At 66.9% G+C, this 26,685-nt stretch carries 25 protein-coding genes; 16 read left to right on the top strand and 9 right to left on the bottom strand.

Annotated elements, in window-relative coordinates:
• The first annotated feature begins 29 nt into the window (after window positions 1-29).
• Together QP996_RS08665 and QP996_RS08660 are read left to right on the top strand one after the other, a co-directional pair.
• Entirely contained in the window at window positions 30-443 is a 414-nt protein-coding gene (locus QP996_RS08665; RefSeq protein ID WP_284872244.1) for an HAD family hydrolase, read from the top strand.
• On the top strand, window positions 443-946 hold the full coding sequence (locus tag QP996_RS08660) for a DUF6912 family protein (protein ID WP_284872243.1): 504 nt from the start codon (window positions 443-445) through the stop codon (window positions 944-946). Before QP996_RS08665 ends, QP996_RS08660 begins: the two co-directional genes overlap by 1 nt.
• On the opposite strand, the gene rsgA is transcribed toward QP996_RS08660, so the two are convergent.
• Window positions 920-1,945 carry a ribosome small subunit-dependent GTPase A gene (rsgA, locus tag QP996_RS08655; protein ID WP_284872242.1) on the bottom strand — a complete coding sequence of 342 codons (1,026 nt, stop codon included), beginning with the start codon at window positions 1,943-1,945 and terminating at the stop codon, window positions 920-922. The two genes, QP996_RS08660 and rsgA, sit on opposite strands and share 27 nt — an antisense overlap.
• The gene (aroA, locus tag QP996_RS08650) at window positions 1,945-3,225 is read right to left on the bottom strand and encodes a 3-phosphoshikimate 1-carboxyvinyltransferase (RefSeq protein WP_502870216.1); all 1,281 of its coding nucleotides are present in this window, start codon (window positions 3,223-3,225) and stop codon (window positions 1,945-1,947) included. The genes rsgA and aroA overlap by 1 nt, the downstream gene beginning before the upstream one ends.
• A gap of 13 nt (window positions 3,226-3,238) precedes the next feature.
• On the opposite strand from aroA, the gene QP996_RS08645 reads away from it, so the two are divergent.
• A complete protein-coding gene (locus tag QP996_RS08645) occupies window positions 3,239-3,910 on the top strand; it encodes an SOS response-associated peptidase (RefSeq protein ID WP_284872240.1) in 672 nt (223 codons plus the stop codon).
• Here QP996_RS08645 and QP996_RS08640 read toward each other — a convergent pair.
• On the bottom strand, window positions 3,897-4,361 hold the full coding sequence (locus QP996_RS08640; protein ID WP_284872239.1) for an aminoacyl-tRNA deacylase: 465 nt from the start codon (window positions 4,359-4,361) through the stop codon (window positions 3,897-3,899). The two genes, QP996_RS08645 and QP996_RS08640, sit on opposite strands and share 14 nt — an antisense overlap.
• Window positions 4,362-4,406: 45 nt before the next feature.
• Here QP996_RS08640 and QP996_RS08635 point away from each other — a divergent pair, with 45 nt between their 5' ends.
• The 3 genes from QP996_RS08635 (at window position 4,407) to QP996_RS08625 (ending at window position 7,178) form a co-directional block, all read left to right on the top strand.
• Window positions 4,407-5,045, top strand: coding sequence for a sigma-70 family RNA polymerase sigma factor (locus QP996_RS08635; RefSeq protein WP_284872238.1), 639 nt, complete (start codon window positions 4,407-4,409; stop codon window positions 5,043-5,045).
• Window positions 5,045-5,323, top strand: coding sequence for a mycothiol system anti-sigma-R factor (locus QP996_RS08630; RefSeq protein WP_284872237.1), 279 nt, complete (start codon window positions 5,045-5,047; stop codon window positions 5,321-5,323). Before QP996_RS08635 ends, QP996_RS08630 begins: the two co-directional genes overlap by 1 nt.
• Before the next feature lie 556 nt (window positions 5,324-5,879).
• Entirely contained in the window at window positions 5,880-7,178 is a 1,299-nt protein-coding gene (locus tag QP996_RS08625) for a hypothetical protein (RefSeq protein ID WP_284872236.1), read from the top strand.
• A gap of 90 nt (window positions 7,179-7,268) precedes the next feature.
• Here QP996_RS08625 and QP996_RS11890 read toward each other — a convergent pair whose 3' ends face one another.
• Window positions 7,269-7,343 (bottom strand): 50S ribosomal protein bL37, encoded by a 75-nt coding sequence (locus QP996_RS11890; protein ID WP_095066802.1) that lies wholly within the window; start codon window positions 7,341-7,343, stop codon window positions 7,269-7,271.
• A 92-nt stretch (window positions 7,344-7,435) separates the two neighbouring features.
• Window positions 7,436-7,699 (bottom strand): WhiB family transcriptional regulator, encoded by a 264-nt coding sequence (locus QP996_RS08620; RefSeq protein WP_034997533.1) that lies wholly within the window; start codon window positions 7,697-7,699, stop codon window positions 7,436-7,438.
• 443 nt (window positions 7,700-8,142) lie between these two features.
• On the opposite strand from QP996_RS08620, the gene QP996_RS08615 reads away from it, so the two are divergent.
• Window positions 8,143-8,619, top strand: a complete 477-nt coding sequence (locus QP996_RS08615; protein ID WP_284872235.1) for a hypothetical protein — start codon at window positions 8,143-8,145, stop codon at window positions 8,617-8,619.
• A 30-nt stretch (window positions 8,620-8,649) separates the two neighbouring features.
• On the opposite strand, the gene QP996_RS08610 is transcribed toward QP996_RS08615, so the two are convergent.
• Window positions 8,650-9,861 (bottom strand): Rv3212 family protein, encoded by a 1,212-nt coding sequence (locus QP996_RS08610; protein ID WP_284872234.1) that lies wholly within the window; start codon window positions 9,859-9,861, stop codon window positions 8,650-8,652.
• Window positions 9,858-11,183, bottom strand: a complete 1,326-nt coding sequence (locus QP996_RS08605; RefSeq protein ID WP_502870215.1) for a DEAD/DEAH box helicase — start codon at window positions 11,181-11,183, stop codon at window positions 9,858-9,860. Before QP996_RS08605 ends, QP996_RS08610 begins: the two co-directional genes overlap by 4 nt.
• A 104-nt stretch (window positions 11,184-11,287) precedes the next feature.
• On the opposite strand from QP996_RS08605, the gene QP996_RS08600 reads away from it, so the two are divergent.
• The 8 genes from QP996_RS08600 to QP996_RS08565 are packed head-to-tail and all read left to right on the top strand — an operon-like array spanning window position 11,288 to window position 23,760.
• Complete coding sequence (locus QP996_RS08600; protein WP_284872269.1) at window positions 11,288-11,512, top strand: DUF3107 domain-containing protein; 225 nt, start codon at window positions 11,288-11,290, stop codon at window positions 11,510-11,512.
• 11 nt (window positions 11,513-11,523) lie between these two features.
• Window positions 11,524-12,690, top strand: a complete 1,167-nt coding sequence (locus tag QP996_RS08595; RefSeq protein ID WP_284872233.1) for a DUF3152 domain-containing protein — start codon at window positions 11,524-11,526, stop codon at window positions 12,688-12,690.
• Window positions 12,691-12,700: 10 nt separating this feature from the next.
• Window positions 12,701-13,432, top strand: coding sequence for a hypothetical protein (locus QP996_RS08590; RefSeq protein ID WP_284872232.1), 732 nt, complete (start codon window positions 12,701-12,703; stop codon window positions 13,430-13,432).
• Between the two features lie 17 nt (window positions 13,433-13,449).
• Window positions 13,450-16,563 carry an ATP-dependent DNA helicase gene (locus QP996_RS08585; protein ID WP_284872231.1) on the top strand — a complete coding sequence of 1,038 codons (3,114 nt, stop codon included), beginning with the start codon at window positions 13,450-13,452 and terminating at the stop codon, window positions 16,561-16,563.
• Window positions 16,556-19,867 carry an ATP-dependent helicase gene (locus tag QP996_RS08580; protein WP_284872230.1) on the top strand — a complete coding sequence of 1,104 codons (3,312 nt, stop codon included), beginning with the start codon at window positions 16,556-16,558 and terminating at the stop codon, window positions 19,865-19,867. Before QP996_RS08585 ends, QP996_RS08580 begins: the two co-directional genes overlap by 8 nt.
• A complete protein-coding gene (locus QP996_RS08575) occupies window positions 19,864-20,940 on the top strand; it encodes a potassium channel family protein (RefSeq protein WP_284872229.1) in 1,077 nt (358 codons plus the stop codon). Before QP996_RS08580 ends, QP996_RS08575 begins: the two co-directional genes overlap by 4 nt.
• A 4-nt stretch (window positions 20,941-20,944) precedes the next feature.
• Window positions 20,945-21,721, top strand: a complete 777-nt coding sequence (locus QP996_RS08570) for an NAD(+) diphosphatase (protein WP_284872228.1) — start codon at window positions 20,945-20,947, stop codon at window positions 21,719-21,721.
• Window positions 21,712-23,760 (top strand): ATP-dependent DNA helicase UvrD2, encoded by a 2,049-nt coding sequence (locus tag QP996_RS08565; protein ID WP_284872227.1) that lies wholly within the window; start codon window positions 21,712-21,714, stop codon window positions 23,758-23,760. The genes QP996_RS08570 and QP996_RS08565 overlap by 10 nt, the downstream gene beginning before the upstream one ends.
• A gap of 4 nt (window positions 23,761-23,764) precedes the next feature.
• On the opposite strand, the gene QP996_RS08560 is transcribed toward QP996_RS08565, so the two are convergent.
• Window positions 23,765-24,595 (bottom strand): hypothetical protein, encoded by an 831-nt coding sequence (locus tag QP996_RS08560; RefSeq protein ID WP_284872226.1) that lies wholly within the window; start codon window positions 24,593-24,595, stop codon window positions 23,765-23,767.
• A 42-nt stretch (window positions 24,596-24,637) separates the two neighbouring features.
• Here QP996_RS08560 and QP996_RS08555 point away from each other — a divergent pair, with 42 nt between their 5' ends.
• Window positions 24,638-25,156: a M48 family metallopeptidase gene (locus QP996_RS08555; protein WP_284872225.1), complete on the top strand. Its 519-nt coding sequence runs from the start codon at window positions 24,638-24,640 to the stop codon at window positions 25,154-25,156.
• Between the two features lie 12 nt (window positions 25,157-25,168).
• Here QP996_RS08555 and QP996_RS08550 read toward each other — a convergent pair whose 3' ends face one another.
• The gene (locus QP996_RS08550) at window positions 25,169-26,602 is read right to left on the bottom strand and encodes a zinc-dependent metalloprotease (RefSeq protein WP_284872224.1); all 1,434 of its coding nucleotides are present in this window, start codon (window positions 26,600-26,602) and stop codon (window positions 25,169-25,171) included.
• Between the last annotated feature and the right edge of the window lie 83 nt (window positions 26,603-26,685).

The raw sequence follows: 26,685 nt of genomic DNA, 5'->3' as shown, positions 1-26,685 counted from the left end.
CGCGACGCAACCAACGAAAGAGGGATCCCGTGCAGGGCTTGATCATCGACTACGCAGGAGTGCTGGACACCGGTGCAGAGGACGAGCAGCGCTGGAAAGCCCTCATTGAGGCGGTGAAGGCGAAAGACATCGCCGTGGGCATCCTCTCCAACGAGGAAGGCGACGGCGAGATGGCGGAAAAGATCCGCGAGTGGGAGTTCGGCGGCCGGGTTGATGCTGTCGTGCTCTCCGGCGAGATCGGGGCGGAGAAGCCGGAGCGTGCAGCGTTCCAAGCCGCGGCCGACGCGATCGGGGTGGACCTAAACGACTGTGTGATGATCGACGACGACATCATGAACGTCCGCGCCGCAGTCGAATACAACATGATCGGCATCTTGCACACCGCCATCGACCGCACCGCGGTGGAGATCCAGTCCCTGTTCGACGTCGAGGGCGAGTTCTAGTGCGCGTCTACATCCCCGCCACCTTCGGCATGCTCGCGGCGCTGGAGGAAAACCGCCTGCTCCACGCCCGCAACGGCTGGGCGTTCGCCGCCACCGAGTCGCTGCACGAGTTTTTCACCTCCGGCGACCAGGAAGAGATTGAGGCCGTGGCGTTCGACGACGCGGCGATGGCGTCCATCCGCCTGCTGGCCATCGGCGACGAGGAGCGCCACCCGCACCGCCGCGTGGTGGTCTCCGCGGACGTGCCGGATACCCAGGCCACGCCGGATCCGGAGATGGGCGAGTCCGTGGTGAAGCTGTCCGCGCCGGTGCAGTTCGAGGACATCGCCGCGATCCACGTGGACATCGCGGAAGCCGAGGAAGCCACCGCGAAGGCCATCGAGGTCATCGACGCCGCCGATCTGGGCGACGAGGACGCCGAGCTTGCCGTGGGCGACGCCCAGGACAACTACATGGCGTTCTACGACCCGAGCGAGCTACCGGTCCTCGTCGAGCTGCTTTAGCTCCCAGTCGTTGTTGGAGCGCAGGGCCGCCAAAAGGCCCCGCACCGCCGCGGCCCGGCGCCCGACGGGGGAGTCCGGGTCCAGCTCGTCCCAGGAGCACTCCGGGTCCGCCGGGGGACCCAAGTGCGTGCAGCCGCGGGGGCAGCGCTGCGCCGCCTCTTCCAGGTCCGGGAACACGTCCACGATTTCTTCGGGGGAAACGTGCGCCAGGCCGAAGGAGCGGATGCCGGGAGTGTCGATGATCCACCCGCCGCCCGGCACCTCCAGTGCCACGGACTGGGTGGAGGTGTGCCGGCCCTTGCCCACGCCGGAGACCTCGCCGGTCTCGCGGTCCGCGTCCGGCACGATGCGGTTGACCAAGGTGGACTTGCCTACACCGGAGTGGCCGATGAGGGCGGAGACGTGCCCGTCGATAAGCTCACGCAGCTGCTCCACGCCGTCCTCGACGCCGGTGCGCAGCACCTCCACCCCCATGGCCTCGAGCTCGCGCTCGAAGTCTGAGGGGTCCGCGAGGTCGGTCTTGGTCACGCACACCACCGGGGTCACGCCGCCGACGAAGGCGGCGATCAGGGCGCGCTCGACAAAGCCGGTGCGCGGCGGCGGGTCGGCGGCCGCGACCACGATGAGCATCAGCTGCGCGTTAGCGACGATGATGCGCTCGTAGGGGTCCGTGTCGTCCGCTGTGCGGCGCAGCACCGAGGTGCGCTCTTCGCGTTTGACGATGCGCGCAAGCGTGTCCTTCGCGCCCGAGGTGTCGCCGACCACGCCGACGCGGTCGCCCACCTCGATGGAGGTGCGCTTCAGCTCGCGGGCGCGGGTGCACTGCAGTCGGGTGCCGTTGGTATCGAGCACCACGCCCCAGCGGCCCCGGTCTTTGGCCACCACGAGGCCGAACTCGGCGTCGTCGTGCGTGGGGCGGTTCTTCGAGCGCGGGCGCGAGCCTTTGCCGGGACGCACGCGCACATCGGACTCGTCGTAATCGGCGAAGCTGCGGCCCATTACTGCGCCACCACCTCCGCCCACATGTCGGCGAACCCGGGCAGCGTCTTGGAGGTGGTGCCGATGTTTTCCACCTCGACACCGCTCACCACCAGGCCGATGATGGCGCCTGCGGTGGCCATGCGGTGGTCGTCGTAGGTGTGCCAGGCCCCGCCGTGCATCCGGGCCGGGGTGATGCGCAGGCCGTCGCCGAGCTCCTCGCAATTGCCGCCGAGCCCGTTGATTTCGCGCGAGAGCGCGGCCAGCCGGTCGGTTTCGTGGCCGCGCAGGTGGGCGATGCCGGTCAGCTCGCTCGGCGTGGTGGCGCAGGCGGCGATGGCGGCGACGGTGGGGGCGAGCTCGCCGATGTCGCTCATGTCGAGGCGGATGCCGCGCAAGTTGCCGGCCTCCGGGCCATGCACGCGCAGGGTGTGGCCGGTGCCGGCGGCCTCCAGCTCGACCTTGCAGCCCATGCGCTCCAGGATGGACTGCATGGTTGCGCCCGGCTGGGTGGTGGTCACCGGCCAGTGCGGGATGCGCACCTCGCCGCCCGTGACCGCCGCGGCAGCCAAAAACGGCGCGGCGTTGGACAGGTCCGGCTCGATCTCCCAGTACGCGCCGCGGATCGGCTGCGGCTCCACGGACCAGGAATTGGCGGTGGCCTGCACCTCAACGTCGGCGTGTTCCAACATGGCCACGGTCATCTCAATGTGCGGCATCGATGGCAGGGTGCCGCCGGTGTGGCGGATCTGCACACCGCGCTCGAACCGGGGCGCGGCAAGCAGCAGGCCGGAGACGAACTGGGAGGAACCGGATGCGTCGATTTCCACCGGGCCGCCCTCGGCGTGGCCGGTGCCGTGGACGGTAAACGGCAGCGCATCGCCCGCCACGGAGACACCCAGGGTGCGCAGCGCATCCAAGATGGTGGACATGGGGCGTTTGCGGGCGTGGGCATCGCCGTCGAAAAGCACGGGCCCATCCGCAAACGCCGCGACGGGCGGCACGAACCGCATCACCGTGCCGGCCAGGCCGCAATCGACTTCGGCGGAGCGCAGCTTGCCCGGGGACACGCGGATGGTGTCGCCGTCGCGCTCGATGGCGGTGCCCAAGGCACGCAGAGCATCCTCCATCAGATCCGTGTCGCGCGAGCGCAGTGCGCCAACGATCGTGGACGGGCCGGACGCGAGCGCCGACAAAATATAGGCGCGGTTGGTCATGGATTTGGACCCGGGCACCTGTTGCGTGTGGGTGATCGGGCTGGGGTGAAACGGCGCAGGCCACATCTCGGTCATGGAAGTCATGATAATGGAGCGCATGTGCGGACGATTCGTTCTTTTCACGTCAGGCGACGACCTTGTTCAAGAGGTGGCGGGCCTTCCCGGCATCGCGGAAGTTCAGGCCCCGGACGGAACCCCGCCGCCGCGCTACAACATCGCGCCCACCCAGCAGGTGCCGTTGATCAGGGTCGCGGAGGCCACAGCGCGTATCGACGCCGCGCGGTGGGGCCTGTTGCCCACCTGGAAGAAGGACGAGACCGGGCCGCCGCTGTTCAACGCCCGCGGCGAGACCGTGGCCGAGAAGCCTTCCTTCCGCAGCGCGTTCAAGGCGCGCCGCGGGCTGATGGTGCTAGACGGCTACTACGAGTGGAAGCCGACGGAAAGCGGCAAGCAGCCCTACTTCGTGCGCCCGAAAGACGGCATGCTCTACGCCGCCGCGCTGTGGGAGACGGGGCTGGACCGCCTGTCTACGACCATGGTCACCACCGAGGCAGCCGAGAACATGGCGTGGCTGCACCACCGCCTGCCGCTGTTTCTGCGTGCAGACGAGATCCGCACCTGGGTCGACGGCACCCCGGAGGAGGCCCTGGAGCTGGTGCACCCCTCGCGCGTGGCGGAGACCCTGGTGTGGAACGAGGCGGCCCAGGAGGTGGGCAACACCAGAAACGACTACGCAGAGCTGATGGGGGATAACACTACGGCGCGCTGATCGGCGCGAACTCCGCCCCGGTCAGCGCCGCCAGGTCGTGGGGGTGCAGTTGCGCGGACAGGCCGCGCTGGCCGGCGGAGACGCTGACGGCGGGGAGGTCGGCCACGGAGGCGTCGATAAGCGTTTTCAGCTTTTGCTTCGTGCCGAGAGGCGAGATGCCGCCGACGACGTACCCGGTGGCGCGCTGCGCCTTGGCAGGCTCCGCCATCTCCGCGCGCTTCCAGCCGAGCGCCTTCGCCGCAGCTTTTAAGGAAAGGTGCCCGTCCACGGGAACACAGCAGATGGCGAGTTCCCGCTCGTGGGTGATCACCAGCGTTTTCAGCACCGACGCCGGATCCAGCTGCAGCTCCTCGGCCGCGTGGGTGCCGAAGTGGTCCTGGCTGGGGGAGTAGGTCAACACCTTGTGCTCGGTGCCTTGCAGTGCGGTCAGTGCGTGCGTCTTCTCGGCCATGGCCACAGGGTAGCCAGAGTGAACAGTGGCCCTACAATGGCTCACATGCCCGAAACCGAGCCTGCTAACGGCGTAAGCGATGACCTGAAGGCGCGCTTCAACGAAGAAGCGATGCCGCTTTTAGACCAGCTGTACGGCGGCGCGCTGCGCATGACGCGCAACCCGCAGGACGCCGAGGACCTGGTGCAGGAGACCTATTTAAAGGCCTACAAGAACTTCGGCAGTTTCACACCCGGCACCAACCTCAAGGCGTGGCTGTACCGGATTATGACGAACACGTACATCAACTCCTACCGCAAGAAGCAGCGCCGCCCGCTGGAAACTTCCGCGGACGAGGTGACGGACAACCAGCTCTACACCTCCAGCTCGCACGACTCCACAGGCCTGGAGTCCGCGGAGGTAGAGGCGCTGAAAGCCATGCCGAATTCCCGGATCTCTGAGGCGCTCAACGCGTTGAACGAGGACTACCGCATGGTGGTCTACTACGCCGATGTGGAGGGAATGGCCTACAAGGAGATCGCGGAAGTGATGGAAATTCCCATCGGTACCGTGATGAGCCGGCTGCACCGGGGAAGAAAACAGCTTCGCGGGATGTTGAAGGACGTGGCGAAGGAACGCGGTATCGGCCTCGACCATGCTGACATGGCAGATGCCGCCGGTAAGCAGGACGCGAAGGAGAAGTAATGTCCACTGGACACACCCACACCGACGCTCACGGCTGCGAGGCCACTCACCGCTTGCTGTGCGAGCTGTTCGACGCAGACACTGCGCCTCAGCGCCGCGAAGAGATTAAGAATGACCTTGCGGCTTGCCCCGAGTGCCTGGCCGTCGCGCGGTCCGAGCGCGACGTTCGCGCCATGGTGCGCGAGTGTTGCGGACCCGCGAAGGCCCCGGAGCCGTTGCGTCAGCGCATCATCGCTTCCATCACGACGGTGAGCTACACCGAAGTTCGTTATAGATAAGGCCCTTATGTCTCGCCCGCAGCCCGTAGGTTGCGGGCTTTTTCGTTGTGTGAGGGGGCGTTTTGCTTTGCGACGGCCCCTTGCCGCCGCAGCGGGGGTAAAAAACGGGGGTAGTGGGGGATTCCGGATTGCTGAACAATCCGCGGATCTTTGAACAATCCAGCGTCTTTCCTGCGCGTGTGAGAGAAAACGCGGCAAAACTAAGAACGCATCAAATGTATGGTCAACCGGAATGTGCAGGTAGGGGCGCAATCTGGCTGTTTCATGCAGGAAAACACCTTAAGACGCATAAAATGCAGTGATGATGGATTGTTCAACCATCCGCGCGCAATGCCAGATTGATCGTTGAACAATGCTGACGAAACTGCGAAACGCCCACGCGGATTGATGAACAATCCGCAGCTAGGAATGGGTGGAAACGTTGAACAATCCGGAGGAAATGTTCAACGATTTCACCGTTTCTTCAGCCTGGGCGGAAGCGTTTTACCTGCGCATATTCGGTGCATAAACTCAGGGATGTAACAAAGAACAAAACACACACCAAGGAGTCACCGAGATGCGAGCAGCATTCCGAAACACCATCGCCGCAGCAGTTGCCGCCACCATCGCGGTGTCCGGCACGACCGTCGCACACGCCGCCGACGACATCGAGCTGGCACCAGTTGTGACCAACACCGCAACCCTCGTTGACTCCGACGGCGACGGCCTGCCCGACATCTGGGAAGAAGAAGGCGTCGTCCTCGCAGACGGCACCGAAATCCCCCTGCCGGACTGGGGAGCGGACCCCAACCGCCCAGATGTGTTTATGCAGCTGAACTGGATGGCCTCCGAATACGACACCCTCGGCTGCGACACCCGCGCCGCACGCGAGTGCGCAAACGCCAACCGCACCACCTACGCCCCCTCCACCCAAGGCCTAGATGATCTGGTGGACCTGTTCGCCGACCACGGCATTAACCTGCACATCGACGCCGGCGAGCACTACACCAACATTCCCAACTACACCACCTACTTCGGCGGCGAGACCATCGAATACCGCGACGTCTACTTCTCCCCGAACCGGCACGAGGGTTTCCAGCTCATCGACACCATCAACCAGCTCGGCGAGCGCGCCAACATCTTCCGCCCCGGCGTGCTCGGCGACCGGATGCGTGCCGGCTCCAACGCCACCGGCCTGTCGCTGGTAGGAGATAACTCCTTCTACGTCGCCAACCCCGGCGGGCGCGCCACCGACGAGCAGGTACGCAACACCATCCTCCACGAGTTCGGCCACACCCTGGGGCTGCGCCACTGGGGTGCCGCCAAATACGTCAACGACATCGTCGAAGGCTCGCCCATGCAGGACGGCTACCACTCGGTGATGAACTACAACCACCAGTTCAACTACTTCAACTACTCCGAACAGCCCTACTTCGCCGACACCCCGCAAGGCAAGGTGTTCATCCCCGCCGACTGGGACTCCCTCGAGCTTGCCAGCCCGCGTATCGGTGCCTACGCCGAATCCATCGGTGCCCGCGCTGAGATCGCAGAGGTTGAGGTTGAAGAAGTTGAGCAGCCCGAAGAGATCATCGAGGTCGAACAGCCCGAAGCTGTCGCAGTTGCCGACGAGCACCCCATGGCCGCACTGACCCCGGCCGAGGAAATCGAAGCCCAGCCAGGTGAAATCCCCACCCAGCCGGCTCAGGACAAGGACGAAGCCAAGGCCCAGGAAGCCCAGGTCAAGCAGGTCAACGAAGCCAAGGCCGACACCCCCAACCAGGCCGACAACAACATCAACATCGCAGCCATCATCGGCGGCGTCATCGCAGCACTGGCAGCCCTCGGCATCGGCGCAGCATTCCTCGCAATGCGCTAAGGCTTGAAGTCTCAGGCCGGCCGGTAGAAACCAACAAGCGGGCCCTTCCCGAAATGGGAAGGGCCCGCTTGTTACTTCGTTTACCGCGCTTTAAGAGTTAGGGCGCTTACCGCGGTTAGCGCTCTTCTTGCGACGGTCCTTGCGCTTGCGACCACGCTTGCTCATGGGGGCCTCCTTTGAATATGGGTACCGGTTACAGATGTTCCACTGTATCGCCCTGCACTGCTGGCAAGGTAATCCGGCGGAGTTTTAAGGTTTTATGCCGAAAGGCGAGCGCGGTTACGGGCGCGGGCCTTGTTGCGGCGCTTGAGCGCGCGACGCTCCTCCTCGGACAGGCCGCCCCAGACGCCGGCATCCTGGCCGGTCTCCAGGGCCCACTTCAGGCACTGGGAGGTGACGGGGCAACGGTGGCAAACCAGCTTGGCCTGGGCAATCTGGCTCAGGGCCGGGCCGGAGTTACCGACGGGGAAGAACAGTTCCGGGTCCTCGTCGCGGCAAATTGCTTCGTGGCGCCAATCCATGATGATGACTCTCCTTCTTTAATCCATGTGCAAATTACGTGCGCACCACAAACACCCGCATTGTGGCGGATGCGTTGCAAACGAAGTTTGATTCCTGGCACCGGGCGGAGCTTCCCGTTGGAGGCGGGACCCGTCTTCCGGTTTACCGGGCGTTAACCCTGTGGTGGCTTAGGGTTAAGGGCTGTTTAACCAGCCCGTTGTTTTTGCTACCCGAAAATAATGGCATGTTCACTTACACCGCGCTAGGGGTGTGCGCCAAATTGTGATGGGAATCATAGATTCTAAGGCTGCTTTCGTTGGCCGGGGCTGGATGTGGGGCGCGTCCGGAGGACGTCGATAAGCAAAGCGACCTGCGAAAAGACCAACACTGTCCGAGATAGGTCACCGTCAAATCGCGAAACGCAACTGTGAGCGTGGGGCGGCGGGGCCTAGACTGCTTCGGTGTGGAAACCAACAACAAACCCGCCCAAACGACCTCCGACGTTGCGCTTGGAACCGTGCCCCCAGTGATGCGGTTCAGCGCAGTGGTGGTGCTTCTGCAGTGCGCCGCGATGTTCATCTATGCGGCCTCCCTGATCGTCTCCCAGTTCACGGAGCACACCTCGACGCTGGAATCGGAGTCCCCGGCCGCGAACTACATCAACATCGGCACCGCGACGTTCCTTGTGATCATTTTCGGCTACATCGCGTACGCCGCGGTGAGCACACTGAAAGGCAACCCGCGCGCCACCGGCGCGATCGTGCTCGTTGAGGCGATCTTGGCCGGCGTGGCGGTGTACATGTTCCGCGGCGGCGTGCCGCTTCTTGGAGCGGCGACGCTCGCCTCTGCTGTGCTCGCGCTCATCGGCATCTTCCACCCGGCAACACGCGAGTACAACGAAGCGCGCTACGAGCAACGCAAAGCGCGGCGCTCACAGTAAAGCGCCGCGCTAGGGGGGCAGGCTCGTGTTTTAGGTGTTGGCCTTCATCACAACAACTTCGTCGCCGCGCTTTTCCACAACCGTGGCACCGGCAGAGGAAATGTGCACCGGGCCGGAATAGCCCCCGCGGTCAACCGGGATGATCTTATCCACGGCGTTTTTGTCCCAATCAACCACCGCGATGCCGCTATCGGAGGCGTAAAGCAGCTTCTCTCCAGCCGAAAAGCCGGTGCCCAACGCGCCCTGGAACACGCCGGTGACGGCGAGTGCTGCGGGCTCCATCAGCAGCAAAGAGTTGTTCTCCCAGTACGTCATATGGTGTGGCAGGTCAGCCACAGGCAGGTTCTTCACAATGCCGTCGGGGCCGAGCTCGGGGCTGTCCATCTGCGGCACCGACGAGGAGCTGATGTTGGTGCCCTCGGTGTTGTAGCCACGGACCTCGGAAGTGGTCGGATCGTAGACCGCAGCCGCATCCTGGGACACGGACACCAGGTACGCGTCGGGGCTGATCTCGACGTCGGCTAATACCTCAGGCTTGCGGGAATCCTCTGGCGTCGCCTCCTGCAGGCGTAAAAACGCGCCGTCATCGCAGATTTCGGTCACGGCCACAAGCTCGGTGCGCGTCAACGCAGAGGTGATGGTGCACTCGTTGGGCTGCATGTCCGGCTCCTGCTTCGCCTCCACACGGCCGTACTCCACGGTGCGCACCAGATCTGAGCGCCACACCTCAGCGCGCTGGGAGCTGGCGTAGCCCACACGGTCATTCGAAGCCAAACGCACCACTTCCTCAGGTGCGATAGCGGAGCGCGTGCCGGCGTACTTCCCGGTCTTCGCGTCGATTGCCACTACGTCGCCGCAGCCCGCGTTGTCGCGGTACGTGGCCACAACCTTGCCCCAGGCCTGGTCCACCAGGCACAGCTCGTTGGGGCGCTCGTACGTCCACGCCGTCTCACCCTCCGGGGTAGTGGCGGTGAGCGTGTTGTCGTTGTAGGTGATCACCATGCCGCTGGCCACCAGCGGTTGGTCGCGCCCGGACGTGTCAGGCAGGGAAAACCCCTCGCTGAACGACTTCGGCACTACGGCGAGCTGGCCGTAGTCCTGGTGTTCTTCTTCCGCGGCAACGAGGTTCGCGTCGCGCGCGGGGGCGGTGAAAAAGGCGGTGCCCAGCAGCAGCGCTGAGACACCCGCGATCACTCCGGTAGCGATCAGGTCGCCGCGAGTGCGGCGCAGGGGAGCATTCATCGCCGGTTCCTTCCTGAGGCTCGTGCTGGGCGTGCCCCGAGCACTTTACGCGGACGCCCCACTCGTGCTGTAGCCGAGTCCGGGATATCTAGCGCCTCGCGCAGCTCCGGGGAAGTGGAGAACCACTCGGGCAACTCGCGGGCACCGAGCGAAAGCTCGTCGTTAATCGCTTCCCACTTGCGCACCTCGTCGTATCCCACCAGCGTGACCGCAGTGCCCTTCTTGCCGGCGCGGCCGGTGCGGCCGATACGGTGCACATACGTCATCGGATCATCCGGGGTTTGGAAGTTGATCACGTGGGTGACATCTTCGACGTCGATGCCGCGGGCGGCGACGTCGGTGGCGACGAGGATGTCGGCCGAGCTGCGTCGAAAAGCGTCGAGCGCCGCCTCACGCGCACGCTGGCCAAGATCGCCGTGGACGGCGGCGACGGTAAAACCGCGTTGCGCGAGGTCTTCCGCAAGCTCCGCGGCGGAGCGCTTCGTGCGGGCGAAAATGATGGTGCGCCCTCGGCCGCGGGCCTGAAGGATGCGCGCGACCACCTCGGGCTTGTCCATGCGGTGGGACTTCAGCGCCACCTGGCGGGTGGTGTCGTGGGTGCGCGGCGCGTCGGCGGACTCGGCGCGGATGTGCACCGGCTTATCCATCTTCGCGCGCGCCAGCGTGAGAATCGGGCCCGGCATGGTGGCGGAAAACAGCATCGTCTGCGCGTCCTCGCGCACTGCCGCCCAAAGCTTTTCAATGTCGGGAAGAAAGCCCATGTCCAGCATCTCGTCCGCCTCATCGAGCACCAGAATCGCAACGGAGGAAAGGGTGAGGTCCCCGCGCTCGTGCAGGTCGATCAGGCGCCCGGGCGTGCCGACGACAACATCTATGCCCGCCTCCAGTGCGGCGATCTGGTCCTCGTACGGGCGGCCGCCGTAGATCGTGGTCACGCGCACCGGTGTCTGGGAAGCGGCGAAGGCCAGATCGTCGCCCACCTGCACGGCAAGCTCGCGGGTGGGTACCACTACCAGCGCGCGTGGGGTGCCGTCGAGCTCGTCGATGTCCGCGTCGTCAAAAACACGGTCTAATAGTGGCACGCCGAAACCGAACGTCTTGCCCATGCCGGTGCGGGCTTGGCCGATGATGTCCCGGCCCGCCAGCGCGCGGGGCAAAGTCAGTTCTTGGATGGAAAAGGGGCGAACGATGCCGCGCTGCGCCAGCGCATCCGTGATTTCGGCGGCGACGCCCAGCTGAGCAAACGTCGGCGGCAGCGACTTCTTGCTGGCCGGGGCGCCAGTTGAGGCGCGGTTGCGTTCACTCTCAGCTGAATAGGGCACGCGTTCATCTTAACTACAGGTCGTTACAATGGGCACACCGTGCGTGCGGGCCCAATCAGGCCCGTCGCCTATAGAAACAAGCATGGAGGACAGTGAGCGACACTATGGACATCAAGATTGGTCTTGCAGACAGCCCCCGCGAGCTGACGATCAAGCTGCCGGAGGGGCAAGACGACATCATCGCAACCGTTGAGCAGGCTATCGACGGCGGTCAGGCCACCTTGAAGGTGGAGGACGACAAAGGTCGCGTCTACCTCATCCGCACCGACCGCATTCTGTACGTGGAGCAGGGTACTGCCGCGGCCCGATCCGTCGGCTTCATGCGCTAAATTACGCATTTATGGCACAACGGCACGGCGCACATGAGCGGGATGCCCGCGGTGGTGGCTCTATCGGGAGCGACCGCGAGGCACACCGCCGTTTAAGCGACGGTGAATTCGGTGCCCGTGACGCCGCCGACGACGATTTCGGGGACTGGTTTGATAGCTGGGACCTTGAATCTGATGATGCCGAGCCTGCCCGTGAGCGTCGCTCTCAAAGGAGCGGGAAGCTTTTCGACGCCTCGCGGGCGCCCACATCCCGCGCCACGCACGCGGAAGCAGCGGACAGCAAGCTCGCGGCGTTTGCGCAGGAATACGGGTGGCGTGCCTACGCCATCCCCGTGCTGGCCGTGATCACCGTCTTTGTGCTGATCAACATGTTCCAAAACCCGGAGGACCTCGCGGTGGGCGCCACCGGATCCTCTGCCGAGAAGGATCACTCCGCGGCATCCTCGCCCGCACAGCGCGAGGCAGACCCGGATGGCGGCGTGAAGCCGCTGGAGCCGGCGAAGATCGCGGAAGGGCAGTTTGATCCGCACGATCTCCCGCCAGGCGGGCCGTACACCACCACCGGCGCCGGCACGTTCTACGAAGTTGGCGCACCGGGCATGATTGCGGGCGACGGCAGCGAGATCGTGGTGCGCTTCGCTGTGGAGGTCGAGCACGGTATTGACACCTCCGGGTACGGCGGGGACGAGGCGTTCGCGCACATGGTTGACGCGACGCTGAGCGATCCGCGTGGTTGGATTAACGATCCGCGTTTCCGCTTCGAGCACGTCAGCGCCGACGACAACCCGTCGCTGAAAATCCGTCTGACCTCCCTGGACACCACCGCGGAGCTGTGCGGGGTGCAGATTGGCACCGAAACCAGCTGCCGCACCCGCATCACGGGCGAGGACACGGTGCTGCTCAACGAGTCGCGTTGGGTGCGCGGCGCCGTCCCGTTCCAGGGTGATCTGGGCAGCTACCGCCAATACCTGATCAACCACGAGGTGGGCCATGCCGTGGGCTTTGCGGAGCACGTGCCGTGCCCGGAGTCGAACGCGCTGGCGCCGATCATGATGCAGCAGACCTTGAGCCTGAACAACGCGCAGCTGCGGGAGATGAGCCCGGACGACAATTACCCGGACAACGCGGACACGTGCCGGCCGAACCCGTGGCCCTACCCGCGCCCAGCGGCGCTGTAGGAGGCTGAAAGTGGCAGAGCGCACAGCACGGCAGATCCCCGGGCACGTGTTATCCGCGTTTCAGCTCGACGGGCGCTCTGGTCTGCCCGTAGGGCCGGAGTGGGACAACGGTGTCCGCTTCGGCAGGATGGTGGTCTCCGAGGCCAGCGATACGGCGGCGTGGTCCGGCAAGGCCCGCGATCATGCCGGGGAGTTCGGCACCGGCATTGCCGTCTCCCGTCCGGTGCGCGCCACCGACGGTCGCTTGGTAGTCGGCGGTTTCAAGGCCAGCGAGTTCGTTGAGGGGCGGGTGCTTGCGCGTATCGACGAAGCCGTGTCCGCCGCCCTGCACTATGACGAGGCGATGGCCGGTGTCGAACCGCCGGCGGCGGACCGCGGCGACGCGTTCGCGACGGCAGAGCGCGCGGTGTGGCGCGACTACACGCCGCAGGCAGATGACGTTGTGGCGCACATGGATTTTGCGTCCTGCCTGCTCTTTTCTGGGGATATGGCGCCGACGTTGACGGACCTTGTGCCGTCTTCAAGCAAACGCCCCCGCGGTTTTACTGCGGCGCTGGTGGTTGTGGACGGGCTGTTGGCTGAGGCCTGCGATGTGGCCGTGCTTGATCGGTGGGCGCACGTGCCGGGGCTGCGGGAGCTCGCGCGGCGGGCGCTGGAATACCGCGTGGCCTGCGCGAGAACGGCTGGTTCGGACATACGTTCGATAGCTGAGGGGGTTGATCGGGCGCTCGTGTCGGAGTGAGTGACACAATCAACGCCATGACTTCCACCAGACCCTCACCCGTGCCCCCGACGGTACTCGAGCCGAAGGCTTACCTCGTGCCGCGCACGCGTCCGAACACGCAGCGTGAATGGCCGGTAGAGCTGCCTCAAGAAGGCCTGTACAAAGTCACAGGCGAGCCAGGCTCCGGGGTGTCGAGCTTTCTGCTTGACACCGCCGCAGCCGCGATGCGCAGGCGCGCAGACAGCAAAGCTGAACACGGCCCGGGCGGGGTGTTGGTGCTCACAGATTCCAAGGAGACCGGCGCGAGGCTGCGCGCGGAGCTGGCGGACACACTGGCAGCCTCCGGCTTTGTCTCGGACGAACCGGTGGTGCGCTCGGTGCACTCGCTCGCGTTCGCGCTGGTGCGCCAGCAGACGGACGAAGAACTGCGGTTGATCTCCGGCGCGGAGCAGGACGCGGTGATCCGCCAGCTGCTGCAGGGACACGCCGAAGACGGCGGCGGCACGTGGCCCGCGGAGCTGCGCCCGGCACTTCCCATGGTTGGTTTCGCGCGGCAGTTGAGGGACTTTTTGCTGCGTGCCATTGAGCGTGGTCTGGGCCCGGAGGACCTGGTGGAGCTGGGGCAACGCCACGACATTGGCATCTGGTCCGCCTCGGGCGATTTCTTGCTCGAATACCAGCAGGTGATGGCGCTGTCCGGTGCGCACCGCCTGTCGGCCTCCGAGCTGATTGCCGCCGCCCTCGAGGTGGAGCTGCCGCGCACGTGGCACACCGTGATCGTGGACGACGCGCAGCACCTGGCGCCGGCATCCGCGGCGCTGGTGCAACGGCTGCTGGAGCAGGCGGACCTCGGGGTCGTCGGCGGGGATCTGGAGCAATCCGTGTTCCACTTCCGCGGCGCGTCCCCGGCATTCTTTAAGGACTTGGGCGGGTTGGACCACGAGGTGATTGACCTCGGCGCCACCCGCAGGACGCCTGCGAGGTCCGCGGCGATTGCAGATTCCAGCGCGGCGGAGCTGTCCCTGGTGGCGGACACGCTGCGCCGCGCACACCTGGAAGAGGGCGTGGCGTACCGCGACATGGCGGTGGTGGTGCGCTCCACGCCGCTTCTGGAGCCGATGCGGCGCGCGCTGCTGCGCGCCGGGGTCCCAGTTTCGCTCAACCCCACTGACCTGGTTCTGGGGGAGCAGCGCATCGTCTCCGCGCTGCTGCTCGGCGTGCGCGCGCTGTACGAGGAACTTTCGGCCACCGAGTGGCGCGACCTGCTGCTGAGTCCCGTTGGCGGTGCGGACCCGGTCACACTGCGCAGGCTGTTGCGCGGCCTGCGCCGTTGGTCGCCAGAGACCCGCGCGGAGGAAAGCCTGCGCGAGCTTTTGGCCACCCCGGTTGGGCTGCCGGACTTCGGCACCGTGCTCACGGACCGCGAACTGGACATCTTGCACCGCGTGCGCGACGTGCTCGACGCCGGGCGCAGTGTGCTTGCGGACGGCGGCACGGTGGAGGAAGTGCTGTGGGCGCTCTGGCACGCCACTGGCTTGTCCAACCGGCTGCTGGCGTCTGCGCTGCGAGGCGGGGCGACTGGTTCGCAGGCGGACAGGGACCTCGACGCCGTGATGGCGCTGTTCGACGCCGCCGGCGACCACACGGAACGTAGACCCAGCGCGGGCATCGAATCCTTCGTCGCTTCGATCACCGAGCAGGAGCTGCCCACCGGCGTGCGCGACCGCCGCAACGCCACCCCGGACGCAGCCGCTCTGCTTACCGCCCACGGCGCGGTGGGCCGCGAGTTCCGCCGCGTGGTCGTGGCGGGCGTGCAGGAGCTGACGTGGCCGAGCCTGGGGGAGACCGGGTCGCTGTTCCGCCAGGAAGACCTGGTGGATCTCATCGACAAAGACGTCGATCCCGGTGTGCCCGTCTCCCACATCAACGAACGGTTGGTGGAGGAGCGTCGCCTGTTCACGGTGGCGACCAGCCGCGCCACGGAGCAGCTGCTGGTCACCGCCGTGGAAAGCGACGACGGAGAGGAAGTGGAGCAGCGCTCCAGGTTCGTGGAGGAGTTCTGCCGGGACTTTGACGTGCAGCCGCGCTCGGTTCGCATTGCGGGCACGTCTGCGGACGCCGCCCGGATCGCTGCACAGCCTGCTGTTGGGGCCGAGGTCGACAGCGCGGTGGTGCGCGTGCTCGCGCACGATGACCTGATCGCCGAGTTCCGCCGCGTGCTGGTGGACCCTGCATCCACCGAGGCTCAGTGCAGCCAGGCGTCGCGCCAACTCGCGCGCTTGGCGGCCGCCGGCGTGCTGGGCGCGGACCCGGAGCAGTGGTGGACGACCACGGAGCCGTCCACAAGCGAACCGCTCGATGTCTCGCCGGCGCTGTCCCCGTCGCGGGTGGAAAAGTTGCTGGCATGCCCCATGCAGGCCGTGCTGGAGCGGATGTCCGGCCTGGACGAAACCCTGGACATGATTTACGGCTCCATGGCGCACGCCTACTTCGAAGCGCTCGGTAACGGCATGGACGACACCGAGGCGCTGGATGCGACCGTGGCGGCGCGCCGGGCGGCGGATAATGCCCCGGAGTGGAAGGTCGAGCGCGACATCGCGGACTTTCAGGCCATGCTGGAGCGCACCCACGGCTGGCTGCAGGCCAGCCGCGGGGCATTTGAGCAGGTTGCCGTGGAAGCGGATGTGAACGTCCAGGTCAGCGACAACGTGCGCATCCGCGGCAGGTTGGACCGCCTCGAGCGCGACAGTAGCGGTGCGGTGCACATCGTGGACCTGAAAACGGGCGCGTACCCGCCGACCGTCGACGCCACTGCGGACAACCCCCAGCTAGCCACCTACCAGCTGGCGCTGGCGCACGGCGAGCTCGCCGGCGGCAAGGTGGTCACCGCCCGCGACGGCGCTCATGCGCTTTCGGTGGGCGGGGCGGTGCTGGTGTACCCGAACGCCAACAAGACCACGCTGAGCACCCGCGAGCAGGCGGCGAAAACCGCGGAAGAGCTGGACGCGCTCGCCGCCGCGCTCGACGGGCTGCCCGAGGAAACCGCAGGACCGACGCTGCTCGCCGTGGTCGGCCCGCAGTGCGACCGTTGCGCTGTGCGAGCGCTGTGCCCAGTCCAGCCGGAAGGAGCGACGATCCACCATGTCTAACCCCAGCCCGATGTCTCCCGTGCTGCTGTCGCGCTACCTGGGCCAGCAGTACCCGCCGACAGACCAGCAAGCCGCCGTGATCGGCGCGGAGCCCGGCCCGCTGTTGGTGGTTGCCGGCGCAGGTGCGGGCAAAACCGAAACCATGGCCGCGCGCGTGGTGTGGCTGGTGGCCAACGGATACGCCCGGCCGGATGAAGTCTTAGGCCTGACGTTTACTCGCAAGGCCGCCCAGGAGATGGGCAAACGCATCCGGGACCGTCTGGGCTCACTCGCGGCCAACACCGACTTGGTGCGGCGTCTGGACCCGTCCGGTGAGCTGGCAAAAAACCTGGAGGTGATCGCGCCTTCGGTGTCCACCTACGACTCGTACGCCGGCGAGCTGATCCGCGAATACGGCCTGCTGGTGCCGGTGGAGCCGGACGCACGTCTGATCACCGACGCGGAGCTGCACGCCATTGCCACCGATGTTGTGGTCAACTACTCCGGCGGGCTGATCACGGAACTGGGCTCCAACCCGTCGCTGTCCACAGTGGTGGAGGACCTGCTCGCGTTGACCACCGCGATGGGCAACGAGCTGGCCTCGCCCGAGTGGGTGCGCGGGCACGCGCACGACTTCCTGGCAGAAACCGAGTCATACCCCATGGCCCCGCGCGCCCGTGTGGAGTTCACCAAAGTGCTCACGAACTGGCGCTCCAAGCAGGAAATGCGCGTGAACATGCTGCCGCTGGTGGAGGAGCTGGCGGCGGAGCTGCGGCGCCGCGGCGTGGTCACGTTCAACGAGCAGATGTCCGTGGCAGCGAAGCTGGCGCGCGACCACGCGACGGTGGGGGAGTCGCAGCGTTCCCGCTACCGCGTGGTCATGCTGGACGAGTACCAGGACACCTCGCACGCGCAGCGCGTGCTGTTGCGCAGCCTGTTCGGTGAGTGCGCGAACCCGTCGCTGACGGTGACCGCAGTGGGCGATCCGATGCAGGCGATCTACGGCTGGCGCGGCGCGACCGCCGCCAACCTGGCTGCGTTCGTGGAAGATTTCCCGTCACCGGAAGGCCCGGCGCCGAAGAAGCAGCTGACCACCTCCTGGCGTAACCCGCCCGAGGTGCTGGATCTGGCCAACGGCGTTTCCGACGCGGTGCTGGGCACTGCCGAGGACAGGGCGGTAGCTGCGCTGCAGGCGCGGCCGGCCGCGGATGCCGGCGATGTGACCCTGGGATTCTTCCCGGACCAAGAGGCGGAGATCGCCTACGTGGCAGACGCGCTCGCGCAGGAATACCAGGCGGCAGCGCAGGAAGGGCGCGCGCTTTCCGCGGCCGCGCTGGTGCGCAAGAACCGCCACTCGCCGCTTTTAGCTGCGGCACTGGAGGAGCGGGGGGTGCCCTACGAAATTGTGGGCCTTGCCGGGCTTCTCGACGTCCCGGAGGTCGCCGACACCGTCGCCATCGCCACGATGCTGGTGCGCCCGGATGACACCGCCGCTGCGCTGCGCGTCCTCGGCGGACCTGCCGTGGGCCTGGGCCTGGCGGACCTGCAGGCGCTGGCGTCGCGCGCAAACAACCTGCACGGCTCGGGCATTGACACCCCGCCGGAGGTCACCCCGGCGGACGCGGCGGAGCACCTGCACGCCCAGCTGGAGGAGCTGGTGGCCCGCGCCGAGGAGATCTCCGCCAGCTCCGACAAACCCGAAGGGCTCACGGACGCTTTGGCGGACCTGGGTGAGCCGGAGCGCTACAGCGAGGAAGGCCTTGCGCGCATGCGGGGTACTGCGGCGAAGCTGCGCTGGCTGCGCACCCACAGCCTGGGCAAGCGCTTAAGCGACCTGTTCGCCGACATCATCCACGTCTTCGGCATCCGCACCGAGGTGCTCGCCCGCGGATCCGCCACGGGTGCCGTGCACCTGGACCGGCTGCTCGAGGAAGTCGCTGCATACCCGGGCGCGAGCTTGGACGGGCTGCTGCACTTTTTCGAGCTCGCCCGCAGCTTCGAGGACGGCTTGGCTCCAGGCGCGGTGGCGGTAAAGGAGGACCGGGTGCAGATCCTCACCGCGCATAAGGCCAAGGGCCTGGAGTGGGACACCGTGGCGGTGCTGCACGCGGACGCGGCGACGTACAAGTCCAAAACGGAAACCTTCCTCACCTTCCCGCGCTTCCTGCCTCCGGAAACCTTCGGCGACCCGGACGTCTACCCGGTATTCGCGGACGTGGAGAACCGCTCAGACTTCGAAAAAGCGGGCAAGGCCTGGCTCAAGGAGGTCGCCGGGGATCTGGCCGAGGAGGCCGCTCGGTTGTTCTACGTCGCCGTGACCCGCTCCGGGAAGAAACTCATCGTCACCGGCTCGCGCCGCCGCGAGGGTGTTGCGCGGGAGGCGGAGCCTTACGAGCACTTCTCCGCCATGCGCGAGCGGGTGCCCGAGGAGTGCGTGGTGGTCTGGGACGACGGCACCGCACCCGAGGAAGACACGGAAGATATCGCGCAGGAGGCAGCCGTGTCGGAATCCGGCCGCTGGCCCCACTACGCGCCCACGCCGCACGACATCGCGGCTGCCGAAGCGGTTCGCGCCGCCATGGACACGCTGCCGGACTACGTCGAGGGCGAGCTGTTCTCGCTTTGGGAGCGCGACGCCACAGCCTTGATTGAGGAGCACGACGCTGCCCAGGCCGCGGACGTGCCCGTGGTCATGCCGGGCGAGCTCACCGCCTCCGACGTGGTTGCGTTGAAGGCTGACCCGGAGCAGTTCGCCCGCCGCGCCCGCCGCCCCGTGCCGTTCAAGCCGAACACCTACGCCAAGCGCGGCACCGCGTTCCACGAGTGGCTGGAGCAGTTTTACGGTGCGCGCCCGCTGCTCACGGAAGACGAGTTGCCGGGCAATGACGAGGCAGAGGTGGACCGCGCTGTCCTGGAGCGGCTCAAACGAAATTTTGAGGCCAGCGAGTGGGCCGGGCGCACGCCCGAGTACGTCGAGCATCCCTTCGAGCTGGCACTGGGCGATTCGGTCGTGCGCGGGCGCATGGACGCCGTGTTCGCCGACGCCGACGGCTGGGTCGTGGTGGACTGGAAAACCGGTGAGAAGCCAGGCCGCGACGCGATGGAATCGGCCCAGCTGCAGCTTGCGGTCTACCGTGAGGCGTGGCGCCGAATCGCAGGTGACGGCAAGCCGGTGCGGGCGGTATTTTTCTACGTGCGCACCGGCGAGACGTTCGCGCCGCGCGCTTTGCCGGATCTCGACCAGCTCGAGACAATGCTCGGAGGCGCGGGCACCGGCATGCCCGATGAAGATATTGCAAGAGAAAGCGAGGAGCGGCAGGGATGAAGCTTCGGAGCTTGTTGTCGCTGCGCGCAGACGCGACCAACCTCACCGAGATCCCGGTGCACAGCCTGCTCGATGTGGTGAACATCCCCACGGCGGAGCGCGCGACTCCGTGGTCGCTGATAGCGCGCCGCTTCGGCTACGCGCTGCTGCTCATCATTGTCGTCGCGTTCGTGGCGTATTTGGACAGGGACGGCTACTCCGAGCCGCTGACGTTCATCGACGCGCTGTATTACTCCGCGGTGACGCTGTCCACCACGGGCTACGGCGACATCACCCCGGTGACGCAGTCCGCCCGCCTGATTAACATCTTTCTGATCACCCCGGCCCGTGTGGCCTTCCTGATGGTCCTCGTCGGCACCACCTTGTCGGTGCTCACGGAGGATTCCCGTAAGACGCTCCAGATCCAACAGTGGAGGAATAGCGTGCGTAACCACACTATTGTCATCGGCTACGGCACCAAGGGCCGCTCGGCCATCGACGCGTTGATCGCGGGCGGCACCGCGCCGTCGTCGGTCGTGGTCATCGACCCGGACCCGGCCGCCCTCTCCGTCGCAGAAAAGCGCGGGTTGATCACCGTGCACGGCAACGGCACCAAGTCGGACGTGCTGCGCGTGGCCGCGGTCAGCCGCGCCAGGTCCGTCATCGTCGCGCCGTCGTCGGACGACACCGCCGTGCTGATCACCCTGTCGGTACGCGAGATGGCGCCGAGCGCGATGATCGTGGCCAGCGTGCGCGAAAGCGAAAACCAGCACCTACTCATGCAGTCCGGTGCGGATTCGGTGATCGTCTCCTCCGAAACCGCGGGCCGCCTGCTCGGCATCGCCACCGTCACCCCGCCGGTGGTGGAGATGATGGAGGACCTGCTCAGCCCGGACGAAGGCTTCGCGGTGGCGGAGCGCCAGATCGCGGACGACGAGGTCGGCGCGAATCCCCGCCACCTCGCGGACATCGTGCTGGGTGTGGTGCGCTCCGGCGAGCTCTACCGCATCGATTCCCCCGAGGCGGAAACGGTCGAGCCGGGCGATCGCCTGCTGTACGTGCGCATGAACGGCGCGATCACCAACCGGGATTAGCCGGATGTTTTTGCTCATCGATGCTGCCGGGCGCTTCCCACTCGGTACCGGCGGGGAGCCAAAGCTTTTCGACGCACCTCCGGCCGCCACCGACATCACCTCCCACGTGCACGTGACCCGGGAGGTCACCGCGGCCCGGGTGCACGGTGTCGACGCGGCAGATCTTGCCGGACCGGACGTGGCGACCGGGGACGCGCGCACCCACGCCAGCCACCCGCTGGCGGCGCGCGCGGTCGGTTTGGTCAACGCCCGCGAGCTCACCCGCTTCGACCCTGCGGACGGCTCCGAGGTGCGCTGGGGCGACGGCGGCATCGTCGCCCGCGGCGCCACCGGCCGGCCGATTTTCCCGCGGCTGGACCCGTGCGTCATCGGCCTAGTGGAAGACCCGGCAGGCGAGCGGATCCTACTGGTGGAAAACGCCCGCCGCCCCGGCTACCTCACGCTGGTGGCAGGCTACGTGGACGTCGGCGAGACCCTCGAGGCCGCGTTCGCCCGCGAGGTGTGGGAGGAAACTGGCCGCCGCGCAACCCAAGTGCGTTACCTGCGCTCCCAGCCGTGGCCGCTCTCGGGCGCGCTCATGCTCGGCATGGCGGCGCGCACGGCGGACGTCGATGCGCAAGCGCCCACCGACGGCGAGCTGACACGCACTGTGTGGGCCAGCCGCGACGAACTCGACGGACTCACCCTCGCCGCGGAGGGCACCATCGCCCGCGCACTCATCGATGACTGGGCGGACACACCGCACACACCCAACCCGGAAGGAGCACACCCATGGCGATAGACCTCAGCGTGCTGGACGAGGACCAGCGTGTGGCGGCGGAAGCGCCGCGCGGGCCGGTGTGCATCCTCGCCGGCGCGGGCACGGGCAAAACCCGCACGATCACCTACCGCATCGCCAACCTGATCGACCGCGGCCAGGTCGCCCCGAACCGCGTGCTGGCGGTGACGTTTACCAAGCGTGCCGCCGGCGAGATGCGCGACCGTCTGACCGCCATGGGGATCGGCGGGGTGCAGGCGCGCACGTTTCACTCCGCGGCGATGCGCCAGCTGCAGTACTTCTGGCCACAGATCGCAGGTGATCTGCCGTGGCGGGTGCTGGACAACAAGTTCCCGATCGTCGCCCGCGCCACCCGCGCCGCAGGCCTGGACACGGGCAAGGAAATGGTTCGCGACTTGCTCAGCGAGATCGAGTGGGCCAAATCCTCTGTCATCGGCCCGGAGGACTACGTGCAGCGCATCGCCGATTCCCCGCGCACCCCTCCGGCGGACGCGCAGAAGGTCGCCCAGGTGTACCGCTTCTACGAGGAGGCGAAGACCAGCCCGGAGGGCATGCTGATCGACTACGACGACCTGCTCATCCACGTCGCCGGCGCCCTGGAGAACGCGCCGGCGGTGGCGGAGGAGTTCCGCGCGCAGTACCAGTCGTTCGTGGTGGACGAGTACCAGGACGTCACCCCCTTGCAGCAGCGCGTGCTGGAGGCGTGGCTGGGCACCCGCGACGACCTGACGGTGGTCGGCGACGCCAACCAGACCATCTACTCCTTTACCGGCGCGACCCCGGATTACCTGCTGAACTTTTCGCGCACGTACGAGCACGCGACCGTGGTGAAGCTGCAGCGCGACTACCGCTCGACGGTGGAGATCACGGACCTAGCCAACACCGTCATCGGCAAAGCCACCGGCCGCATCGCCGGCACCCGCCTGGAGCTGCAAGGCATGCGCGGGCACGGCCCGGCACCGCAGTTCAACGGCTACGACGACGAGCCCGCGGAGGCACGCGCGGTGGCACAGAAGGTGCGCAAGCTGCTGAACGACGGCGTGCCCGCCCGCGAAATCGCCATTTTGTACCGCATCAACGCCCAGTCCGCCGCGTTTGAAGCGGCACTCGCGGACGAGGGGATTGTCTACCAGGTCCGCGGCGGTGAGGGCTTTTTCCAGCGCGCGGAGATCCGCGAGGCGTTCGCGCAGCTGCTGCGCGCCTCCAAGCGCACGGACCTGCCGGACGATCCGGTGCGCATCGCGCGTGCCGCGCTCGCCCCGCTGGGGCTGACCCCGGAGGAGCCGGAGGGCGCGAAGGCCCGCGAGCGCTGGCAGTCTCTCAATGCGCTGGTGGATCTGATCGAGGAGATCGTGCGCACCCGCGAGGCATCCAACATGGCGGAGGTGCTGGGATCGCTGCGCCGCCGCGCAGAGGCGAAGCAGCCTCCGGCTGTGGACGGGGTGACGCTGGCCAGCCTGCACGCCGCGAAGGGCCTGGAGTGGGACGCGGTGTTCTTGGTCGGCCTGGTGGAAAAGACGCTGCCGATCTCGCACGCGCTCAAGGCTGGCGACGAGCAGATCGAGGAGGAGCGCCGCCTGTTCTACGTCGGAGTGACGCGTGCGCGCGAGCACCTGCACATGTCGTGGTCGCTGGCGCGCCAGGAGGGCGGGCACAAAAGCCGCACCCGCTCGCGGTTTTTGGACGGGCTGGTGCCCGAGCTGGAGGTGGAAAAATCCCCGCAGCGCCTCAAGCGTGCGAAGCGCTGCCGGGTGTGCGGCAACCAGCTAGCCACGCCCGCGGAGAAATCCCTGGGCCGCCACGAGGAGTGCGAGCCGAACTTCGACGAGGCCGTCTACGCCGCGCTGAAGCGCTGGCGCCTGGATGTCTCCCGCGCCGCCGGACAGCCGGCGTTTGTGGTGTTCACGGATGCGACGCTGATGTCGATCGCGGAGGCCATGCCTGCCGACGAGCGCGAGCTGCTCGGCGTCTCCGGCGTGGGCCCGGTGAAGGTGGACAACTACGGCGCGGGCGTGCTCGAGGTGCTGGGGCAGTTCCGCTAAAACCCTAAAAACACATGGCGCAGTCCGGGTGAGGCGGCAGCGTCGCCGTGGACACCGGGTTCGGTGCGAACGGGTCCACCACCGTGAGCAGCCCAGCGTCCGGCTTCGGCGCGGAGACCCCCGGCGGGTCCGGCACGCCCGCCAAACGCCGCAGCGACACCGCGGCAAACGCAGCGCCTGCCGCGGCGGCTATGGGCTCGCCCTGCACGCTCAGCGGCGCGCGCTGCTCCACCACGGGCCAGTTCGGGTCCCGGTCCAGAAGATAGAGGCGCACGCACAACGGGCACGGGCCAGGCCGCGCGCACACCGGGCCCACCACCACGCGCGCGTCTACTTGCGTCACCGGCAGCACCGCGCCCTGGCGCTGCCGGGTGAGCGCCGCGAGCTCGCCGAGTAGGGCAGTGGTGTTTACCGCCGCCACCGGCACCCACGTGTCGGCGCGCAGGAGGAACTTCGACAGTGGCTCGTTGCGCGCTTGCGTGCGTACATCTACCCCGCAGTCGCGAAGCCTGGCGGTCACCGCCGCGGCCAATCTGCCGTGGCCCACCAATAGCACCTCGGGTTTCGTGGCCGGCACGAGCACCCGGTAGCTGACCAGGTCATCCACTAAGCTGCGTGCAGCCTCGGCGCCGATGAGCTCGGCGAGCTGGTCCAGCACCCAGCCCAGCCGCCGCGGCCGCATGAGCACGCCCAACAGTGCGGCGACGTCCTTGGCGTGCTCGGTGGTCACTAGCCCTGTGCGCGTGGCGTCGGTGCCGAACTGCATGACGTTGTCAGCGCGCAGAAACGGGTGCGCGCCCTGGGCGAGTTTCACCCGTGAGTTGTTGTTGATCATCCCTGCATCCACCCCCGATGCGAGATCCTACAATGCATTGCCATGGCTGGCAGGCAAACGCAGAAAGATTCGACGCCCTACCGAGTGATCCGCTCGGCGCGCAGGACCCGCTCGGTGCAGGCGCGGCTGGTTGGCGGGGTGGCGGAGATCCGCATTCCCGCGCACTTCACTGACGCGCAGGAGCGCGAGGCGGTAACCGAGATGCTGGCCAAACTCGACCGCAAGACAAAAGCGCGCCCGCTTGACGACGATTCCTTGCGCACGCGCGCCGACTCCCTGAACAAATACGTCCTGGACGGTCAGGCGCGCATCGGCTCGATTCGGTGGGTGTCCAACCAGCGCTCGCGGTGGGGATCCTGCACGGTGTCCACCGGCGACATCCGCATCAGCGACCGCTTAAAGCAGGTGCCTGACTACGTGCTGGACGCGGTGATCGTGCACGAGCTAACACACACGTTCATCCCAAACCACAGCGCAAAGTTCTACGAGTGGGCCGACAAGGTGCCGTACGCGGAGCGCGCACGCGGCTACCTGGAGGCCTACCAGCGCTTCGGCGGATAGAGCTCAGGAGGCCTAGAGCTCGGTGCCGTCCTCGCGGCCGTCGTCCTTACCGTCGCCGTCCTCACGCTTGAGCTCCGGGTTGTCGCGCAGCTCCTGCTCGAGCTTGGCAAATTCGTCGTCGAAGTCGGTGTCGGGCTGATCGTCGAGAAGCGTGTCGATGAACGCCGCCGGGTTGTCCAGGTGCTCCGCGGACGGCATGAAGTCCGGGTGGTTCCACACCTGGTCGCGGCGCTCGGTGCCCACGGCGGTGTCGATGCGGCGCCACAGCTCGGCGGCGTCGCGGGTGCGCGGGGCGCCTAGCTCGATGCCGACGATGTTGGCGAAGGCCTGCTCGGCGGAGCCGCCGGTGGCTCGGCGGCGCGCCCACGCCTCGGCCAGCTGCGGGGTGGACGGGATACGGTCGCCGAGTGCCTCGGCCACCACCACATCGACCCAACCTTCCACGAGTGCGATCAGCGTTTCCAAGCGGGAGGTGGCGCCGGCGTTGCGGGTGCCTACGCGCGGGGAGAGGTCCTCGCCCTGCAGGTTCTGCAGCGCCTCCTGGATTTGCTGCGGGTCGCCGCCTTCCAGGTTGAGGTTGCGGGCGACTTCTTCGATGTGGGAGGTGTCGATTTCCAAGCCTGCGGCGTACTCCTCCACGGAGGAGACGACGCGCTCCACCAGCCACGGCACGTGGCGGAACAGGCGCTGGCGCGCGGCCTCGCGGGCGGCGATGTAGACCATCACTTCCTGCCCGGCCAGGTCCAGGCCCTTGGAAATCTCGGCGATGTTTCGCGGCAGCACCGCGGCGGTACCGGCGGGTGCGACGGGTAGGCCAAAGTCGGTGCCGGTCAGCGCCTGCTGGGCCAAATCACCCAGTGCGTGGCCGAGCTTCATGCCGAACTGCATGGCGTTCATCTGGTTCATCATCCCGGCCATCGGGCCCATCATCTCGCGGGCTTGTTCCGGCATGGAGTCCAGCTGGGCGCGGTTCATGTGCTCCGCCACCGGGTTGACCAGGCGCTTCCACATCGGCATGGTCTGGTTAAGCCACTGTTCGGCATTCCAGGCTTCAGCCTTGGCGCCGCTTGCGGGCAGGTCCGTGGCTTCGTCGAGCCACAGCTCCACTAAGCGCAGGGATTCCTCCGCCGCGCGGGTGTCCGCATCGGAGACCGGGCTCCCGCCGGAGATCCGCTGGCGCGCCATGCGCGCGGCGAGCTCGAAGTTCACCGCGTCGCCCGTCGCCTGGGCGTTCATGGACGAGCCCATGCCGGAGAGCATCTGGCCCAGCTGGTTAAACACGTCGCCTAAGCCGCCTCCGCCGGGCTGGCCCCCGCCGAAGCCGAACGCGGCAAACGGGTTGTTCGCGTCGCCGCGGCCGTTTCCGTCGCCGCCCCGATTGTTGCCGTCGTTTTCGCCGTCATCGTTCGAGTCGTTGGGAAAGGAAAAGCCGAATCCGTTAGTCATGCCAGCCAGAATACAGTCAGCCCGCGAGTGCATGGGTTCGCTGAGAGCCTGCAACGGTCCAGCAACAGTACTTCACACCTCCT

The organism is Corynebacterium sp. MSK008 (genome assembly GCF_030232585.1).
GTDB lineage: Bacteria > Actinomycetota > Actinomycetes > Mycobacteriales > Mycobacteriaceae > Corynebacterium.
The sequence above is the reverse complement of the archived record's forward strand: the minus strand, read 5'-3'. Positions and strand labels throughout refer to the sequence as shown.

What these genes read in the sequence shown, in the direction of transcription:
- QP996_RS08575 (WP_284872229.1), top strand. Translation starts at nt 19,864, where the DNA reads ATGAAGCTTCGGAGCTTGTTGTCGCTGCGCGCAGACGCGACCAACCTC.
- QP996_RS08600 (WP_284872269.1), top strand. Translation starts at nt 11,288, where the DNA reads ATGGACATCAAGATTGGTCTTGCAGACAGCCCCCGCGAGCTGACGATC.
- aroA (WP_502870216.1), bottom strand. Translation starts at nt 3,225, where the DNA reads ATGACTTCCATGACCGAGATGTGGCCTGCGCCGTTTCACCCCAGCCCG.
- QP996_RS08620 (WP_034997533.1), bottom strand. Translation starts at nt 7,699, where the DNA reads ATGGATTGGCGCCACGAAGCAATTTGCCGCGACGAGGACCCGGAACTG.
- QP996_RS08595 (WP_284872233.1), top strand. Translation starts at nt 11,524, where the DNA reads ATGGCACAACGGCACGGCGCACATGAGCGGGATGCCCGCGGTGGTGGC.
- QP996_RS08645 (WP_284872240.1), top strand. Translation starts at nt 3,239, where the DNA reads ATGTGCGGACGATTCGTTCTTTTCACGTCAGGCGACGACCTTGTTCAA.
- QP996_RS08630 (WP_284872237.1), top strand. Translation starts at nt 5,045, where the DNA reads ATGTCCACTGGACACACCCACACCGACGCTCACGGCTGCGAGGCCACT.
- QP996_RS08560 (WP_284872226.1), bottom strand. Translation starts at nt 24,595, where the DNA reads ATGATCAACAACAACTCACGGGTGAAACTCGCCCAGGGCGCGCACCCG.
- QP996_RS08565 (WP_284872227.1), top strand. Translation starts at nt 21,712, where the DNA reads ATGGCGATAGACCTCAGCGTGCTGGACGAGGACCAGCGTGTGGCGGCG.
- QP996_RS08580 (WP_284872230.1), top strand. Translation starts at nt 16,556, where the DNA reads ATGTCTAACCCCAGCCCGATGTCTCCCGTGCTGCTGTCGCGCTACCTG.
- QP996_RS08550 (WP_284872224.1), bottom strand. Translation starts at nt 26,602, where the DNA reads ATGACTAACGGATTCGGCTTTTCCTTTCCCAACGACTCGAACGATGAC.
- QP996_RS08635 (WP_284872238.1), top strand. Translation starts at nt 4,407, where the DNA reads ATGCCCGAAACCGAGCCTGCTAACGGCGTAAGCGATGACCTGAAGGCG.
- QP996_RS08555 (WP_284872225.1), top strand. Translation starts at nt 24,638, where the DNA reads ATGGCTGGCAGGCAAACGCAGAAAGATTCGACGCCCTACCGAGTGATC.
- QP996_RS08610 (WP_284872234.1), bottom strand. Translation starts at nt 9,861, where the DNA reads ATGAATGCTCCCCTGCGCCGCACTCGCGGCGACCTGATCGCTACCGGA.
- QP996_RS08585 (WP_284872231.1), top strand. Translation starts at nt 13,450, where the DNA reads ATGACTTCCACCAGACCCTCACCCGTGCCCCCGACGGTACTCGAGCCG.
- rsgA (WP_284872242.1), bottom strand. Translation starts at nt 1,945, where the DNA reads ATGGGCCGCAGCTTCGCCGATTACGACGAGTCCGATGTGCGCGTGCGT.
- QP996_RS08570 (WP_284872228.1), top strand. Translation starts at nt 20,945, where the DNA reads ATGTTTTTGCTCATCGATGCTGCCGGGCGCTTCCCACTCGGTACCGGC.
- QP996_RS08625 (WP_284872236.1), top strand. Translation starts at nt 5,880, where the DNA reads ATGCGAGCAGCATTCCGAAACACCATCGCCGCAGCAGTTGCCGCCACC.
- QP996_RS08640 (WP_284872239.1), bottom strand. Translation starts at nt 4,361, where the DNA reads ATGGCCGAGAAGACGCACGCACTGACCGCACTGCAAGGCACCGAGCAC.